The following is a 15594-nucleotide window of genomic DNA, read 5'->3' on the forward strand; positions in this document are numbered from 1 at the left end:
GGGCTTGATCCAGATTCAAGGTCACCGGCGGTCAGTATCTTGCGATTCCGACCACCTGGACGTTGAAAGTACTTACCAGCTGGCTTTAACCAGACCTGGTACGTCACCACGCATTGCCGCTTCACGCAGTTTGTTACGGCCGAGGCCGAACTTGCGGTAAACGCCGTGTGGACGACCGGTCAGGCGGCAGCGGTTACGCATGCGCGAAGCGCTTGCGTCACGTGGCTGCTTCTGCAGAGCAACTGTAGCTTCCCAACGCGCTTCTGGACTTGCGTTCAGATCAACGATGATTGCTTTCAGTGCTGCACGCTTCTTGGCGTACTTGGCAACCGTGAGCTGACGCTTCAGCTCGCGGTTTTTCATGCTCATCTTGGCCATGGTCCTACTCCAATCAGTTGCGGAACGGGAATTTGAAAGCACGCAACAGGGCGCGACCTTCATCATCGTTCTTGGCAGTGGTGGTCAGGGTGATGTCCAGACCGCGGAGAGCATCGATCTTGTCGTAGTCGATTTCCGGGAAGATGATCTGCTCTTTCACGCCCATGCTGTAGTTACCACGACCATCGAAGGACTTGGCATTCAGGCCGCGGAAGTCGCGGACCCGAGGCAGGGAGATCGACAGCAGACGATCCAGGAATTCGTACATACGCTCACGGCGCAGAGTCACTTTGACGCCGATCGGCCAACCTTCACGGACTTTAAAGCCAGCGATGGATTTCCGAGCGTAAGTCACAACGACTTTTTGACCGGTGATCTTTTCCAGGTCGGCAACAGCGTGCTCGATGACTTTTTTGTCGCCGATCGCTTCGCCCAGACCCATGTTCAGGGTGATTTTGGTGACGCGCGGAACTTCCATCACGTTCCCGAGCTTAAGTTCTTCCTTAAGCTTAGGGGCGATTTCCTTCCGGTAAATCTCTTGTAGTCGTGCCATGGTCTAATCTACCTAGCAGTGTTCAAGCATCAACCGCTTTTTGGGTCGACTTGAAGACACGAATTTTCTTACCGTCTTCTACTTTGAAACCAACGCGGTCAGCCTTGTTGGTTTCGCCATTGAAGATGGCGACGTTAGAAGCGTCCAGCGGAGCTTCTTTCTCGACGATACCGCCCTGCACGCCCGACATCGGGTTAGGCTTGGTATGACGCTTGACCAGGTTCAGACCACCGATAACCAGACGGTTATTAGCGAGAACCTTAAGCACCTTACCGCGCTTACCTTTGTCTTTGCCGGCGATCACGATGATCTCGTCGTCACGACGAATCTTTTGCATGTCGGATCTCCTTACAGCACTTCTGGGGCGAGCGAGACGATCTTCATGAACTTCTCAGTACGAAGTTCACGGGTCACTGGCCCAAAGATACGGGTGCCGATCGGCTCTTGCTTGTTGTTCAGAAGAACAGCAGCGTTGCCATCAAAGCGGATAATGGAGCCATCAGCACGACGTACGCCGTGACGAGTGCGGACTACAACAGCAGTCATCACTTGGCCTTTTTTCACCTTACCGCGAGGAATTGCTTCCTTGACGGTAACTTTGATGATGTCACCGATACCAGCGTAACGACGATGGGAGCCACCCAGCACCTTGATGCACATAACACGGCGAGCGCCGCTGTTATCGGCCACATCGAGCATGGATTGAGTCTGAATCATATAATTTCTCCGACCCCTAGTCCTTAGACTTCCACAGCGCGTTCGAGAACATCAACCAGCGCCCAAGACTTGGTCTTGGCCAGCGGACGAGTTTCACGAATAGTGACTTTGTCGCCGATGTGGCACTGATTGGTTTCGTCGTGCGCGTGCAGCTTAGTCGAACGCTTAACATATTTACCGTAGATCGGGTGCTTAACGCGACGCTCGATCAAAACGGTGATGGTTTTGTCCATCTTGTCGCTGACAACACGGCCAGTCAGCGTACGGACAGTCTTTTCGGCTTCAGCCATGATCACTTACCTGCCTGCTGGTTGAGCACAGTCTTCACGCGAGCGATGTCACGCTTAACTTGCGAGAGCAGATGAGACTGCCCCAACTGGCCAGTTGCTTTCTGCATACGCAGATTGAACTGGTCGCGCAGCAGGCCGAGCAGTTGCTCGTTCAGCTGCTGTGCGGATTTTTCACGAAGTTCATTCGCTTTCATCACATCACCGTCCGTTTAACAAAGGAGGTGGCGAGCGGCAGCTTTGCAGCAGCCAGGGCGAAAGCCTCACGCGCCAGCTCTTCAGAAACACCCTCGATTTCATACAGGACTTTGCCTGGCTGAATCTGGGCAACCCAGTATTCCACGTTACCCTTACCTTTACCCATCCGAACCTCGAGAGGTTTTTTGGAGATCGGCTTGTCCGGGAATACACGGATCCAGATCTTGCCGCCACGTTTTACGTGACGGGTCAGAGCACGACGCGCTGACTCGATCTGACGAGCGGTGAGACGACCACGAGCTACAGACTTCAGCGCGAACTCGCCGAAGCTGACTTTGCTACCGCGCTGAGCCAGACCACGGTTGTGGCCTGTCATCTGCTTGCGGAACTTCGTACGCTTAGGTTGCAACATTTGGCGTACCCCTTACTTAGCAGCTTTTTTACGAGGCGCTGGTGCTTGTGGTTTCAGTTCTTCTTGGCGACCACCAATTACTTCGCCTTTGAAGATCCAAACCTTTACACCGATCACACCGTAAGTGGTGTGAGCTTCGTAGTTGGCATAGTCGATGTCGGCACGCAGGGTGTGCAGTGGCACACGACCTTCGCGATACCATTCAGTACGTGCGATTTCAGCACCGCCGAGACGACCGCTCACTTGGATTTTGATGCCTTTGGCACCAATGCGCATGGCGTTCTGTACGGCGCGCTTCATAGCGCGACGGAACATTACGCGACGCTCCAGCTGCTGAGCTACGCTCTGCGCAACCAGCATACCGTCGAGCTCCGGCTTGCGGATCTCTTCGATATTGATGTGCACAGGCACACCCATTTGCTTGGTCAGGTCCTGACGCAGTTTCTCAACATCTTCACCTTTCTTCCCGATAACGATACCTGGACGAGCGGTGTGGATGGTGATACGTGCAGTTTGGGCCGGACGATGGATATCGATACGGCTTACGGACGCGCTTTTTAGTTTGTCTTGGAGATACTCACGCACCTTCAGATCAGCGAACAAATAGTCCGCATAAGTCCGACCGTCTGCGTACCAGACGGAGGTGTGCTCCTTGACGATTCCCAGGCGAATGCCAATGGGATGTACTTTCTGACCCATCTCTTCGACTCCGTTACTTGTCAGCAACCTTGACAGTGATATGGCAAGACCGCTTGACGATGCGATCAGCACGGCCTTTGGCACGTGGCATGATGCGCTTCAGCGAACGCCCTTCGTTGACGAAAACGGTGCTGACCTTCAGGTCATCAACGTCTGCGCCTTCGTTATGCTCGGCGTTGGCTACGGCCGACTCCAGCACTTTCTTCATGATCTCGGCGGCTTTCTTACTGCTGAAAGCCAACAGGTTGAGCGCTTCGCCCACCTTCTTCCCGCGGATCTGGTCGGCGACCAAGCGGGCTTTCTGGGCGGAGATTCGAGCGCCCGACAACTTAGCGGCTACTTCCATTTCCTAACCCCTTAACGCTTGGCTTTCTTGTCTGCCACGTGCCCACGATAAGTGCGGGTACCGGCAAACTCGCCCAGTTTGTGGCCGACCATGTCTTCGTTAACGAGAACTGGGACGTGTTGACGACCGTTGTGTACTGCGATGGTCAGACCGACCATTTGTGGCAGGATCATCGAACGACGCGACCAGGTCTTAACTGGTTTGCGATCGTTCTTTTCCGCCGCCACTTCGATCTTCTTCAGTAGGTGAAGATCAATAAAAGGACCTTTTTTCAGAGAACGTGGCACTGTCGTATCCCTCTATTTACTTGCGACGACGGACGATCATTTTGTCGGTACGCTTATTACCACGAGTCTTCGCGCCCTTAGTCGGGAAGCCCCATGGCGATACCGGATGACGACCACCAGAGGTACGACCTTCACCACCACCGTGTGGGTGGTCAACCGGGTTCATGGCAACACCACGAACGGTTGGGCGAACGCCACGCCAGCGTTTGGCACCAGCTTTACCCAACGAACGCAGGCTGTGCTCGGAGTTCGAGACTTCGCCCAGGGTCGCACGGCATTCAGCCAGTACTTTACGCATCTCACCAGAACGCAGACGCAGGGTCACGTAGACACCTTCACGAGCGATCAGCTGAGCCGAAGCACCAGCGGAACGAGCGATTTGCGCGCCTTTACCTGGCTTCAATTCGATGCCGTGTACGGTGCTACCAACTGGAATGTTACGCAGTTGCAGAGCGTTGCCCGGCTTGATCGGCGCCAGAGCACCTGCGATCAGCTGGTCACCAGCACTCACGCCTTTAGGGGCGATGATGTAGCGACGCTCGCCATCTGCGTACAGCAGCAGAGCGATGTGAGCAGTACGGTTTGGATCGTATTCAATACGCTCGACAGTGGCAGCGATGCCATCTTTGTCGTTGCGACGGAAATCGACCAGACGATAATGCTGCTTATGGCCACCACCGATGTGACGAGTGGTAATGCGACCATTGTTGTTACGACCACCAGACTTCGATTTTTTCTCGAGCAGCGGTGCGTGAGGAGCGCCTTTATGCAGCTCCTGGTTGACCACCTTGACCACAAAACGGCGGCCAGGGGAAGTCGGTTTGCATTTAACGATTGCCATGATGCACCCCTTCCTTACTCAGCACTGCTGCTGAAATCGAGATCTTGGCCTGGCTGAAGGGAGATAACTGCCTTCTTCCAGTCATTACGCTTGCCCAGACCGCGAGCAGTGCGCTTGCTCTTACCCAGAACATTCAGGGTAGTAACACGCTCTACTTTCACGCTGAACAGGCTTTCGACGGCCTTCTTGATTTCCAGCTTGGTTGCGTCAGTTGCAACCTTGAAAACGAACTGGCCTTTCTTGTCAGCCAGAACCGTAGCCTTTTCGGAAACGTGCGGGCCAAGCAGAACTTTAAATACGCGTTCCTGGTTCATCCCAGCAGCTCCTCGAATTTCTTCACGGCCGACACGGTGATCAACACCTTGTCGTATGCGATCAGACTAACTGGATCGGAACCTTGCACGTCACGTACATCAACGTGTGGCAGGTTGCGAGCAGCCAGGTACAGGTTCTGATCAACAGCTTCGGACACGATCAAAACGTCGGTCAGGCTCATGTTGTTCAGTTTGCCCAGCAGATCTTTGGTTTTTGGACTTTCGACAGCGAAGTCCTGAACCACGACCAGACGATCAGTACGCACGAGTTCAGCAAGGATGGAGCGCAGAGCTGCGCGGTACATCTTCTTGTTGAGCTTCTGAGAGTGATCCTGTGGACGAGCTGCGAAAGTGGTACCGCCGCCACGCCAGATTGGGCTACGGATAGTACCGGCACGAGCACGGCCAGTGCCTTTCTGACGCCAAGGGCGCTTACCGCCACCACGTACGTCGGAACGGGTCTTTTGCTGCTTGCTACCTTGACGGCCGCCGGCCATGTAGGCCACGACTGCTTGGTGAACGAGCGTCTCGTTGAATTCGCCGCCAAATGTCAGTTCGGAAACTTCGATCGCTTGAGCGTCATTTACATTTAATTGCATGTCAGCTTCCCCTTAACCGCGAGCCTTGGCCGCTGGACGTACAACCAGGTTGCCGCCAGTAGCGCCAGGAACAGCACCCTTGACCAACAACAGATTGCGTTCAGCGTCGACGCGCACTACTTCGAGGGACTGCACGGTCACGCGCTCAGCGCCCATATGACCGGACATTTTTTTGCCCTTGAATACACGACCAGGAGTCTGGCACTGGCCAATAGAGCCCGGGACGCGGTGGGAAACGGAGTTACCGTGAGTGTTGTCTTGACCACGGAAATTCCAACGCTTGATCGTACCCTGGAAGCCTTTACCTTTGGACTGACCGGTTACATCAACCAGTTGACCAGCGGCGAAGATTTCAGCGTTGATCAGATCGCCAGCCTGGTAGTCGCCGTCTTCAAGACGGAACTCCATAACAGTACGACCAGCTGCAACGTTTGCTTTAGCGAAGTGACCTGCTTGAGCAGCAGTCACGCGCGAAGCACGACGCTCGCCGACAGTGACTTGCACTGCACGATAGCCATCGGTTTCTTCAGTTTTGAACTGGGTGACGCGATTCGGTTCGATCTCAATGACCGTGACCGGAATGGAGACACCTTCTTCGGTGAAAATACGGGTCATACCGCATTTACGACCGACTACACCAATAGTCATGTTGTAAACCTCATGAGTGTACGGGGCTTTCACCCGCTATGGCCGCCCATTTCAGAGCGTTACACGACTAAGACCCAAGTCTTAGCCGAGGCTGATCTGTACTTCCACACCGGCCGCCAGATCGAGCTTCATAAGTGCATCAACGGTTTTATCCGTTGGCTGGACGATGTCCAGTACGCGCTTATGAGTACGGATCTCGTACTGGTCACGCGCGTCTTTGTTGACGTGCGGGGAGACCAGAACGGTGAACCGCTCTTTACGGGTAGGCAGTGGAATTGGACCACGCACTTGAGCACCAGTACGTTTCGCGGTTTCCACGATTTCCTGGGTGGATTGGTCGATCAGGCGATGGTCAAAAGCCTTCAACCTGATACGGATTTGCTGATTTTGCATTGGATTTCAGACTCCGGCTGCTATTCCCACCGGGCGCAATACGCCCGTTAAAAGGAGGCGCAATTCTATAGACGCCCTAGATAGGTGTCAACCCAATAAAAAAGCCCCCGCTAAGCGGGGGCTTTCTCAAAACATCAAAGCTCACTCAAAAGAGAGATTACTCGATGATTTTAGCTACAACGCCAGCACCAACGGTACGGCCGCCTTCACGGATTGCGAAGCGCAGACCGTCTTCCATTGCGATGGTTTTGATCAGGGTAACAGTCATTTGAATGTTGTCACCTGGCATTACCATTTCAACGCCTTCTGGCAATTCGCAGTTACCGGTCACGTCAGTAGTACGGAAGTAGAACTGTGGACGGTAGCCTTTGAAGAACGGAGTATGACGGCCGCCTTCTTCTTTGCTCAGAACATAAACTTCTGCGGTGAACTTGGTGTGCGGCTTGACCGAACCTGGCTTAACCAGAACCTGGCCACGCTCAACGTCGTCACGCTTGGTACCACGCAGCAGAACGCCGCAGTTCTCGCCAGCACGACCTTCGTCGAGCAGCTTGCGGAACATTTCAACACCGGTGCAGGTGGTGACGGTAGTGTCACGCAGACCAACGATTTCCAGTGGATCCTGAACGCGAACGATACCGCGCTCGATACGACCAGTCACAACAGTACCGCGACCGGAGATCGAGAATACGTCTTCGATTGGCATCAGGAACGGCTTGTCGGTCAGACGAACTGGTTCTGGGATGTAGCTGTCCAGAGTTTCAACCAGTTTACGAACGGCAGTGGTGCCCATTTCGTTTTCGTCGTTGCCTTCCAGAGCCATACGAGCAGAACCGATGATGATCGGAGTGTCGTCACCTGGGAAGTCGTAAGTGCTCAGCAGATCGCGCACTTCCATCTCAACCAGTTCCAGCAGCTCAGCGTCGTCTACCAGGTCAGCCTTGTTCAGGAAAACCACGATGTACGGAACGCCAACCTGGCGGGACAGCAGGATGTGCTCACGGGTTTGTGGCATCGGACCATCAGCGGCCGAGCAAACCAGGATCGCGCCGTCCATCTGGGCAGCACCAGTGATCATGTTCTTCACATAGTCAGCGTGACCTGGGCAGTCAACGTGAGCGTAGTGACGAATAGTCGAGTTGTACTCAACGTGCGCGGTGTTGATGGTGATACCACGAGCTTTTTCTTCTGGTGCGCTGTCGATCTTGTCGAAGTCAACACGAGCCGAACCGAAAACTTCGGAGCAGACGCGAGTCAGAGCAGCGGTCAGAGTGGTTTTACCGTGGTCAACGTGGCCGATGGTGCCAACGTTTACGTGCGGTAGGGAACGATCAAATTTTTCTTTAGCCACGACAATTAACTCCTTGCCTAAAGGACTGAATCAGCCTTGTTTTTTGGATACAGTTTCAGCGATGTGCGCCGGAGCTGTGTTGTATTTTTTGAATTCCATAGAGTAGCTTGCGCGACCCTGGGACATGGAGCGAACGTCGGTCGCATAACCGAACATCTCACCCAACGGAACCTCGGCGCGAATCACTTTGCCGGAAACCGTGTCTTCCATACCCAAGATCATGCCGCGACGACGGTTAAGGTCGCCCATGACATCACCCATATAGTCTTCAGGTGTAACAACTTCTACCGCCATGATTGGCTCAAGCAACTCACCACCGCCCTTCTGGGCCAGTTGCTTGGTTGCCATGGAAGCAGCCACCTTAAACGCCATCTCGTTGGAGTCGACGTCGTGGTAAGAACCGTCAAAAACGGTTGCTTTCAGGCCGATCAGCGGATAGCCGGCAACAACACCGTTCTTCATCTGCTCTTCGATACCCTTCTGGATAGCAGGGATGTATTCCTTAGGAACCACACCACCTACTACTTCGTTCACGAATTGCAGACCTTCCTGACCTTCGTCAGCAGGAGCAAAACGGATCCAGCAGTGACCGAACTGACCACGACCGCCGGATTGACGAACGAACTTGCCTTCGATTTCACAGTTCTTCGTGATGCGCTCACGATAGGAAACCTGAGGCTTACCGATGTTGGCTTCGACGTTGAACTCACGGCGCATCCGGTCAACCAGGATGTCCAGGTGCAGCTCGCCCATGCCAGAGATGATCGTTTGACCAGTCTCTTCATCAGTCTTGACGCGGAAAGATGGATCTTCCTGAGCAAGCTTGCCCAGAGCGATACCCATTTTTTCCTGGTCATCCTTGGTCTTAGGCTCTACGGCAACCGAGATAACCGGCTCCGGGAAGTCCATGCGAACCAGGATGATTGGCTTGGCAGCGTCGCACAAAGTCTCACCAGTGGTGACGTCCTTCATGCCGATCAGGGCCGCGATGTCACCAGCGCGTACTTCCTTGATCTCTTCGCGAGCGTTTGCGTGCATTTGCACCATACGGCCCACGCGCTCTTTCTTGCCTTTAACCGAGTTGATCACGCCGTCGCCGGAGGCCAACACGCCCGAGTAAACGCGAACGAAGGTCAAAGTACCCACGAATGGGTCTGTAGCGATCTTGAACGCCAGAGCCGAGAACGGCTCGTTGTCGTCAGCATGACGCTCCATCTCTTCTTCCTCGTTATCAGGGTTGGTACCCTTGATAGCAGGAATGTCGGTTGGAGCAGGCAGGTAGTCGATAACGGCGTCGAGAACCAGGGGAACACCCTTGTTCTTGAAGGAAGAACCGCAAACAGCCAAGACGATCTCACCAGCGATAGTACGCTGACGCAGAGCGGCCTTGATTTCCACGTTGGTGAGCTCTTCACCTTCGAGGTACTTGTTCATCAGCTCTTCGCTGGCTTCAGCCGCAGCCTCAACCATGTTGTTGCGCCACTCGTCAGCCAGTTCCTGAAGCTCTTCAGGGATAGGCTTGCGAACAGGAACCATACCTTTATCGGAATCGTTCCAGTAGACAGCTTCCATATTGATCAGATCAATCTGACCCTGGAAGTTATCTTCAGAACCGATCGCCAACTGGATAGGCACCGGAGTGTGACCCAGACGCTGCTTGATCTGACCGATCACGCGCAGGAAGTTGGCGCCAGCACGGTCCATCTTGTTTACATAAACAAGACGTGGAACACCGTACTTGTTGGCTTGACGCCATACGGTTTCCGACTGAGGCTCAACACCCGAGGTGCCGCAGAACACAACGACAGCGCCGTCGAGTACACGCAGGGAACGCTCAACTTCAATAGTGAAGTCTACGTGGCCCGGGGTATCGATTACGTTGAAGCGATGCTCGTCTTTGTACTGCTTCTCGGAACCTTTCCAGAAGGCGGTAATAGCAGCAGAAGTAATGGTAATACCACGCTCCTGCTCCTGAACCATCCAGTCTGTGGTCGCGGCGCCGTCATGCACCTCGCCCATTTTGTGACTTTTGCCGGTGTAAAACAGTACGCGCTCGGTGGTGGTGGTTTTACCAGCATCCACGTGAGCGACGATACCGATGTTACGGTAGCGGCTAATCGGAGTAGTACGAGCCATAAAGCCCTCGCAAAATTAGTGAAGCTAAAATTAGAAGCGGTAGTGCGAGAAAGCTTTGTTAGCTTCAGCCATACGGTGCACGTCTTCACGCTTCTTAACAGCAGCACCTTTACCTTCAGCAGCGTCCAACAGTTCGCCGGCCAAACGCAGAGCCATAGACTTCTCGCCGCGCTTACGGGCGAAGTCTACCAACCAGCGCATTGCCAGAGCGTTACGACGGGACGGGCGAACTTCAACCGGAACCTGGTAAGTAGCACCGCCTACACGGCGCGACTTCACTTCGACCAGCGGAGCGATGGCGTCGAGAGCTTTCTCGAAGATTTCCAGGGGGTCGCTGTTCTTGCGTTCTTTAACCTTTTCCAGCGCGCCATAAACGATACGCTCGGCAACGGCTTTTTTGCCGCTTTCCATCACGTGGTTCATGAACTTGGCCAGAATTTGGCTTCCGTATTTTGGATCGTCAAGCACTTCGCGCTTGGCTGCTACGCGTCTTCTTGGCATGGATAAGCCCTCAAACGGTCTTCAGGTTCGCTCGGAATCGGTGCCCTTTCGGGACGCCTCCGACCTTACTCTTATCGACTCAGAAAATAAGATGATTCAGGTTTACAAAAAGCCGCTACTACTTAGGCTTCTTGGTACCGTACTTCGAACGACCCTGGTTACGACCTTTAACGCCGGAAGTATCCAAGGAGCCGCGTACGGTGTGATAACGAACACCTGGCAAGTCTTTTACACGACCGCCGCGGATCAGTACCACGCTGTGCTCTTGCAGGTTGTGGCCTTCACCGCCGATGTACGAGGAAACCTCGAAACCGTTGGTCAGACGCACACGGCATACTTTACGCAGTGCCGAGTTAGGTTTTTTCGGCGTGGTGGTATACACACGGGTGCATACGCCACGACGTTGCGGGCAGTTCTGCAGCGCAGGTACGTCGGATTTCTCGACGATACGCTTACGCGGCTGACGTACCAGCTGGTTGATAGTTGCCATCTACTAGCTCCACTGTTGTCTTGCGACGCTATTGTCTTGCAAGAAAAGCAAAATGGCAGGAACGAATTCCCGCCAAATTTAGGGGTACAAGAGTCTAAAGAGGATCTTGTCCCCAGTCAAGGCAAGGCCCCGACCTCCCCTCGCGCCGAACCGGGGCAAAAATGCCTCGATCCGACGAACGGGAGTGTCAGGGCCCAGACTCATCTATCGCAGAACTCAGTTACCGCTTGAGTTCAGTGCTTCGGTCAGTGCAGCTTCCACTTCACTGGCGCTCACGCGCAGCGGCTTGTCAGCATCACGGCGACGCTTACGCTCGCTGTGGTAAGCCAAACCGGTACCCGCCGGGATCAGACGACCCACGACCACGTTTTCTTTCAGGCCGCGCAGGTAATCGCGCTTGCCGGTTACCGCTGCTTCGGTCAGTACGCGAGTGGTCTCCTGGAAGGAGGCCGCCGAGATGAACGACTCAGTGGACAACGACGCCTTGGTGATACCCAGCAGCACGCGAGTGAACTTGGAAACGAATTTCTCTTCGTTCGCCAGGCGCTCGTTTTCTACCAGTACGTGAGTCAGTTCCATCTGGTCGCCCTTGATGAAACTGGAATCGCCGGATTCAGCGATTTCAACTTTACGCAGCATCTGACGCAGGATGGTCTCGATGTGCTTGTCGTTGATCTTCACGCCTTGCAGACGGTAAACGTCCTGGATCTCGTTAACGATGTACTTGGCCAGAGCACTCACACCCAGCAGACGCAGGATGTCGTGTGGATCGCTCGGGCCGTCGGAGATAACTTCGCCGCGGTTTACCTGTTCGCCTTCGAACACGTTCAGGTGACGCCACTTCGGAATCAGCTCTTCATACGGATCGCTACCGTCGTTCGGAGTAATGACCAGACGGCGCTTGCCTTTGGTTTCTTTACCGAACGCGATGGTGCCGCTGACTTCAGCCAGAATCGACGCTTCTTTCGGACGACGAGCTTCGAACAAGTCGGCAACACGCGGCAGACCACCGGTGATGTCACGGGTCTTCGAAGTTTCTTGCGGGATACGCGCGATAACATCACCGATCGCGATCTTCGCACCATCCGCTACACCGACCAGGGCGTTGGCTGGCAGGAAGTACTGAGCGATTACGTCAGTGCCTGGCAGCAACAGATCCTTGCCGTTGTCATCAACCATCTTCACGGCAGGACGGATGTCTTTACCGGCAGCTGGACGATCTTTGGCGTCGAGTACTTCAATGTTGGTCATACCGGTCAATTCGTCAGTCTGACGCTTGATCGTGATGCCTTCTTCCATGCCCACGTAGGTCACGGTACCTTTCATTTCGGTAACGATTGGGTGAGTGTGCGGATCCCACTTGGCCACGATTGCGCCAGCGTCGACCTTGTCACCTTCTTTAACCGAAATCACAGCACCGTACGGCAGCTTGTAACGCTCGCGCTCACGACCGTAATCATCAGCGATTGCCAGCTCACCGGAACGGGACACAGCAACCAGGTGGCCATCCACTCGCTCAACGTGCTTGAGGTTGTGCAGGCGGACGGTACCGCCATTCTTCACCTGAACACTGTCGGCTGCGGAGGTCCGGCTTGCCGCACCACCGATGTGGAACGTACGCATGGTCAGCTGGGTACCCGGCTCACCGATGGACTGGGCAGCGATAACGCCGACCGCTTCACCGATGTTTACCTGGTGACCACGAGCCAAGTCACGGCCGTAGCACTTGGCGCAAATGCCATAGCGGGTTTCGCAGCTGATCGGCGAGCGAACGATCACTTCGTCGATGCTGTTGAGTTCGATGAACTCGACCCACTTTTCGTCAACCAGGGTGCCAGCAGGAACGATAACTTCCTCGGTACCTGGCTTGAACACGTCACGGGCAATCACACGACCCAATACGCGCTCACCCAGCGGCTCTACAACGTCACCGCCTTCAATGTGCGGAGTCATCAGCAGGCCGTGCTCGGTGCCGCAATCGATCTCGGTTACAACCAGATCTTGTGCAACGTCTACCAGACGGCGAGTCAGGTAACCGGAGTTAGCGGTTTTCAACGCGGTATCCGCAAGACCCTTACGAGCACCGTGAGTGGAGATGAAGTACTGAAGTACGCTCAAACCTTCACGGAAGTTCGCAGTGATCGGCGTTTCGATGATGGAGCCATCCGGCTTGGCCATCAGGCCACGCATACCGGCGAGCTGACGGATCTGCGCAGCAGAACCCCGTGCGCCCGAGTCGGCCATCATGTACATCGAGTTGAAGGATTCCTGGTCAACTTCGTCGCCGTGACGGTCGATGACTTTCTCTTTCGAGAGGTTGGCCATCATCGCCTTGGAAACTTCGTCGTTCGCCTTGGACCAAAGGTCGATCACCTTGTTGTACTTCTCGCCCTGGGTTACCAGGCCGGAGGCGTACTGGCTCTCGATCTCTTTCACTTCGTCAGTGGCGGCACTGATGATGCGAGCTTTTTCATCCGGGATAACGAAGTCGTTAACGCCGATGGAAACGCCGGAGATAGTGGAGTAAGCGAAACCTGTGTACATCAACTGGTCAGCGAAGATAACGGTCTCTTTCAAACCAACCACGCGGTAGCACTGGTTGATCAGCTTGGAGATCGCCTTCTTCTTCATCGGCAGGTTGACGACATCGTACGACAGACCTTTTGGCACAACCTGGTACAACAGCGCACGGCCGACAGTGGTGTCGACGATACGGGTGTTGCTCACGCTGCCGCCGTCACGGTCATTGACGGTTTCGTTGATCCGCACTTTGACCTTGGCGTGCAGTGCGGCTTCGCCGGCACGGAACACACGGTCAACTTCCTGCAGGTCAGCGAACACACGACCTTCGCCCTTGGCATTGATCGCTTCACGGGTCATGTAGTACAGACCCAATACAACGTCCTGCGACGGAACGATGATTGGCTCACCGTTGGCTGGCGACAGAATGTTGTTGGTCGACATCATCAACGCGCGCGCTTCCAACTGGGCTTCCAGTGTCAGCGGTACGTGCACGGCCATTTGGTCGCCGTCGAAGTCGGCGTTGTACGCAGCACAGACCAGCGGGTGCAGCTGAATAGCCTTACCTTCGATCAGTACTGGTTCAAACGCCTGGATACCCAGACGGTGAAGGGTCGGTGCACGGTTGAGGAGAACCGGGTGTTCGCGGATCACCTCGGCGAGAACGTCCCAAACTTCTGGCAGTTCGCGCTCGACCATTTTCTTGGCCGCTTTGATGGTGGTCGCGAGACCGCGCATTTCCAGCTTGCCGAAGATGAATGGCTTGAACAGCTCAAGTGCCATCTTCTTGGGCAGACCGCACTGGTGCAGACGCAGGGTCGGGCCTACGGTAATTACCGAACGACCGGAGTAGTCAACACGCTTACCGAGCAAGTTCTGACGGAAACGACCTTGCTTACCCTTGATCATGTCAGCCAAGGATTTCAGAGGACGCTTGTTGGAACCGGTGATAGCGCGGCCACGACGACCGTTGTCGAGCAAGGCATCGACAGCTTCCTGCAACATACGCTTTTCGTTGCGCACGATGATGTCCGGAGCGGACAGGTCAAGCAGGCGCTTCAAGCGGTTGTTACGGTTGATCACGCGGCGATACAGGTCGTTGAGGTCGGACGTCGCGAAACGACCACCGTCCAACGGTACCAGCGGACGCAGGTCTGGCGGCAGAACCGGCAGAACGGTCAGCACCATCCACTCTGGCAAGTTGCCGGAACCCTGGAAGGCTTCCATCAACTTCAGACGCTTGGACAGCTTCTTGATCTTGGTTTCGGAGTTGGTTTGCGGAATTTCTTCGCGCAGACGGCCAATCTCGTGCTCCAGGTCGATAGCGTGCAGCAGCTCGCGGACAGCTTCGGCACCCATACGGGCATCGAAATCATCACCGAACTCTTCCAGCGCTTCGAAGTACTGCTCGTCGTTCAGCAGCTGACCTTTTTCAAGGGTGGTCATGCCTGGATCGATAACGACATAGCTCTCGAAGTAGAGAACGCGTTCGATATCACGCAGAGTCATGTCCATCAGCAAGCCGATACGGGACGGCAGCGATTTCAGGAACCAGATGTGGGCAACCGGCGAAGCCAGTTCGATGTGCGCCATACGCTCACGACGAACCTTGGCCAGTGCGACTTCAACGCCGCACTTCTCGCAGATCACACCACGGTGCTTCAAGCGCTTGTACTTACCGCACAGGCACTCGTAATCCTTTACCGGGCCAAAGATCTTGGCGCAGAACAGGCCGTCACGCTCAGGTTTGAACGTACGGTAGTTGATGGTTTCCGGCTTTTTAACTTCACCGAACGACCACGAACGGATCATCTCAGGCGATGCCAATCCAATACGGATGGCGTCGAACTCTTCGACTTGACCCTGGTTTTTCAGCAAATTCAGTAGGTCTTTCAAGGCCTTTCCTCCTGGCGGAGCAGAGAGC

At 54.7% G+C, this 15594-nt stretch carries 20 protein-coding genes; all 20 read right to left on the reverse strand.

From position 1 onward, the window contains the following. Positions 1-72 precede the first annotated feature (72 nt). The 20 genes from rpsN to rpoC all read right to left on the reverse strand — a co-directional run bounded on the left by rpsN (position 73) and on the right by rpoC (position 15566). A complete protein-coding gene (rpsN, locus tag LJX92_RS23940) occupies positions 73-378 on the reverse strand; it encodes a 30S ribosomal protein S14 (RefSeq protein WP_003176414.1) in 306 nt (101 codons plus the stop codon). Positions 379-391: 13 nt separating this feature from the next. After that, positions 392-931: a 50S ribosomal protein L5 gene (gene rplE, locus LJX92_RS23945; protein WP_003194642.1), complete on the reverse strand. Its 540-nt coding sequence runs from the start codon at positions 929-931 to the stop codon at positions 392-394. 22 nt (positions 932-953) lie between these two features. After that, positions 954-1268: a 50S ribosomal protein L24 gene (gene rplX / locus LJX92_RS23950; RefSeq protein ID WP_003176416.1), complete on the reverse strand. Its 315-nt coding sequence runs from the start codon at positions 1266-1268 to the stop codon at positions 954-956. A gap of 11 nt (positions 1269-1279) precedes the next feature. Then, positions 1280-1648, reverse strand: a complete 369-nt coding sequence (gene rplN / locus LJX92_RS23955; RefSeq protein ID WP_002555479.1) for a 50S ribosomal protein L14 — start codon at positions 1646-1648, stop codon at positions 1280-1282. Positions 1649-1671: 23 nt separating this feature from the next. Then, positions 1672-1938: a 30S ribosomal protein S17 gene (rpsQ, locus tag LJX92_RS23960; RefSeq protein ID WP_003176419.1), complete on the reverse strand. Its 267-nt coding sequence runs from the start codon at positions 1936-1938 to the stop codon at positions 1672-1674. A gap of 2 nt (positions 1939-1940) precedes the next feature. Further along, positions 1941-2132, reverse strand: a complete 192-nt coding sequence (gene rpmC / locus LJX92_RS23965; protein ID WP_002555481.1) for a 50S ribosomal protein L29 — start codon at positions 2130-2132, stop codon at positions 1941-1943. After that, positions 2132-2545, reverse strand: a complete 414-nt coding sequence (gene rplP / locus LJX92_RS23970; protein WP_003176421.1) for a 50S ribosomal protein L16 — start codon at positions 2543-2545, stop codon at positions 2132-2134. Before rplP ends, rpmC begins: the two co-directional genes overlap by 1 nt. 12 nt (positions 2546-2557) lie before the next feature. Further along, complete coding sequence (gene rpsC / locus LJX92_RS23975) at positions 2558-3244, reverse strand: 30S ribosomal protein S3 (protein ID WP_003176422.1); 687 nt, start codon at positions 3242-3244, stop codon at positions 2558-2560. A gap of 13 nt (positions 3245-3257) precedes the next feature. Further along, positions 3258-3590: a 50S ribosomal protein L22 gene (gene rplV / locus LJX92_RS23980; RefSeq protein WP_003103908.1), complete on the reverse strand. Its 333-nt coding sequence runs from the start codon at positions 3588-3590 to the stop codon at positions 3258-3260. Between the two features lie 11 nt (positions 3591-3601). Continuing rightward, the gene (gene rpsS, locus LJX92_RS23985; protein WP_002555486.1) at positions 3602-3877 is read right to left on the reverse strand and encodes a 30S ribosomal protein S19; all 276 of its coding nucleotides are present in this window, start codon (positions 3875-3877) and stop codon (positions 3602-3604) included. Positions 3878-3893: 16 nt separating this feature from the next. Next, on the reverse strand, positions 3894-4718 hold the full coding sequence (gene rplB, locus LJX92_RS23990; RefSeq protein WP_003186055.1) for a 50S ribosomal protein L2: 825 nt from the start codon (positions 4716-4718) through the stop codon (positions 3894-3896). 14 nt (positions 4719-4732) lie between these two features. Next, positions 4733-5032, reverse strand: coding sequence for a 50S ribosomal protein L23 (gene rplW, locus LJX92_RS23995; protein WP_002555488.1), 300 nt, complete (start codon positions 5030-5032; stop codon positions 4733-4735). After that, positions 5029-5631, reverse strand: coding sequence for a 50S ribosomal protein L4 (rplD, locus tag LJX92_RS24000; protein ID WP_003176424.1), 603 nt, complete (start codon positions 5629-5631; stop codon positions 5029-5031). Before rplD ends, rplW begins: the two co-directional genes overlap by 4 nt. 12 nt (positions 5632-5643) lie before the next feature. Then, positions 5644-6279: a 50S ribosomal protein L3 gene (rplC, locus tag LJX92_RS24005; protein WP_003194649.1), complete on the reverse strand. Its 636-nt coding sequence runs from the start codon at positions 6277-6279 to the stop codon at positions 5644-5646. 81 nt (positions 6280-6360) lie between these two features. Next, positions 6361-6672, reverse strand: coding sequence for a 30S ribosomal protein S10 (gene rpsJ, locus LJX92_RS24010; protein ID WP_003186070.1), 312 nt, complete (start codon positions 6670-6672; stop codon positions 6361-6363). Between the two features lie 157 nt (positions 6673-6829). After that, positions 6830-8023, reverse strand: coding sequence for an elongation factor Tu (tuf, locus tag LJX92_RS24015; RefSeq protein ID WP_005791980.1), 1194 nt, complete (start codon positions 8021-8023; stop codon positions 6830-6832). 30 nt (positions 8024-8053) lie between these two features. Next, positions 8054-10159 carry an elongation factor G gene (fusA, locus tag LJX92_RS24020; RefSeq protein WP_005791981.1) on the reverse strand — a complete coding sequence of 702 codons (2106 nt, stop codon included), beginning with the start codon at positions 10157-10159 and terminating at the stop codon, positions 8054-8056. A 30-nt stretch (positions 10160-10189) separates the two neighbouring features. Next, on the reverse strand, positions 10190-10660 hold the full coding sequence (gene rpsG, locus LJX92_RS24025) for a 30S ribosomal protein S7 (RefSeq protein ID WP_002555493.1): 471 nt from the start codon (positions 10658-10660) through the stop codon (positions 10190-10192). A 118-nt stretch (positions 10661-10778) separates the two neighbouring features. After that, positions 10779-11150 carry a 30S ribosomal protein S12 gene (gene rpsL, locus LJX92_RS24030; protein WP_002555494.1) on the reverse strand — a complete coding sequence of 124 codons (372 nt, stop codon included), beginning with the start codon at positions 11148-11150 and terminating at the stop codon, positions 10779-10781. 216 nt (positions 11151-11366) lie between these two features. Next, complete coding sequence (gene rpoC, locus LJX92_RS24035) at positions 11367-15566, reverse strand: DNA-directed RNA polymerase subunit beta' (RefSeq protein WP_005791982.1); 4200 nt, start codon at positions 15564-15566, stop codon at positions 11367-11369. Positions 15567-15594: the final 28 nt, after the last annotated feature.

This window comes from Pseudomonas sp. HN8-3 (genome assembly GCF_020790195.1).
Classification (GTDB): Bacteria; Pseudomonadota; Gammaproteobacteria; order Pseudomonadales; family Pseudomonadaceae; genus Aquipseudomonas; species Aquipseudomonas synxantha_A.

Bases quoted from the DNA above. Each gene is read 5' to 3' on its own strand.
- rpsN (WP_003176414.1), bottom strand. From the start codon at position 378: ATGGCCAAGATGAGCATGAAAAACCGCGAGCTGAAGCGTCAGCTCACG.
- rplE (WP_003194642.1), bottom strand. From the start codon at position 931: ATGGCACGACTACAAGAGATTTACCGGAAGGAAATCGCCCCTAAGCTT.
- rplX (WP_003176416.1), bottom strand. From the start codon at position 1,268: ATGCAAAAGATTCGTCGTGACGACGAGATCATCGTGATCGCCGGCAAA.
- rplN (WP_002555479.1), bottom strand. From the start codon at position 1,648: ATGATTCAGACTCAATCCATGCTCGATGTGGCCGATAACAGCGGCGCT.
- rpsQ (WP_003176419.1), bottom strand. From the start codon at position 1,938: ATGGCTGAAGCCGAAAAGACTGTCCGTACGCTGACTGGCCGTGTTGTC.
- rpmC (WP_002555481.1), bottom strand. From the start codon at position 2,132: ATGAAAGCGAATGAACTTCGTGAAAAATCCGCACAGCAGCTGAACGAG.
- rplP (WP_003176421.1), bottom strand. From the start codon at position 2,545: ATGTTGCAACCTAAGCGTACGAAGTTCCGCAAGCAGATGACAGGCCAC.
- rpsC (WP_003176422.1), bottom strand. From the start codon at position 3,244: ATGGGTCAGAAAGTACATCCCATTGGCATTCGCCTGGGAATCGTCAAG.
- rplV (WP_003103908.1), bottom strand. From the start codon at position 3,590: ATGGAAGTAGCCGCTAAGTTGTCGGGCGCTCGAATCTCCGCCCAGAAA.
- rplB (WP_003186055.1), bottom strand. From the start codon at position 4,718: ATGGCAATCGTTAAATGCAAACCGACTTCCCCTGGCCGCCGTTTTGTG.
- rplW (WP_002555488.1), bottom strand. From the start codon at position 5,032: ATGAACCAGGAACGCGTATTTAAAGTTCTGCTTGGCCCGCACGTTTCC.
- rplD (WP_003176424.1), bottom strand. From the start codon at position 5,631: ATGCAATTAAATGTAAATGACGCTCAAGCGATCGAAGTTTCCGAACTG.
- rplC (WP_003194649.1), bottom strand. From the start codon at position 6,279: ATGACTATTGGTGTAGTCGGTCGTAAATGCGGTATGACCCGTATTTTC.
- rpsJ (WP_003186070.1), bottom strand. From the start codon at position 6,672: ATGCAAAATCAGCAAATCCGTATCAGGTTGAAGGCTTTTGACCATCGC.
- fusA (WP_005791981.1), bottom strand. From the start codon at position 10,159: ATGGCTCGTACTACTCCGATTAGCCGCTACCGTAACATCGGTATCGTC.
- rpsG (WP_002555493.1), bottom strand. From the start codon at position 10,660: ATGCCAAGAAGACGCGTAGCAGCCAAGCGCGAAGTGCTTGACGATCCA.
- rpsL (WP_002555494.1), bottom strand. From the start codon at position 11,150: ATGGCAACTATCAACCAGCTGGTACGTCAGCCGCGTAAGCGTATCGTC.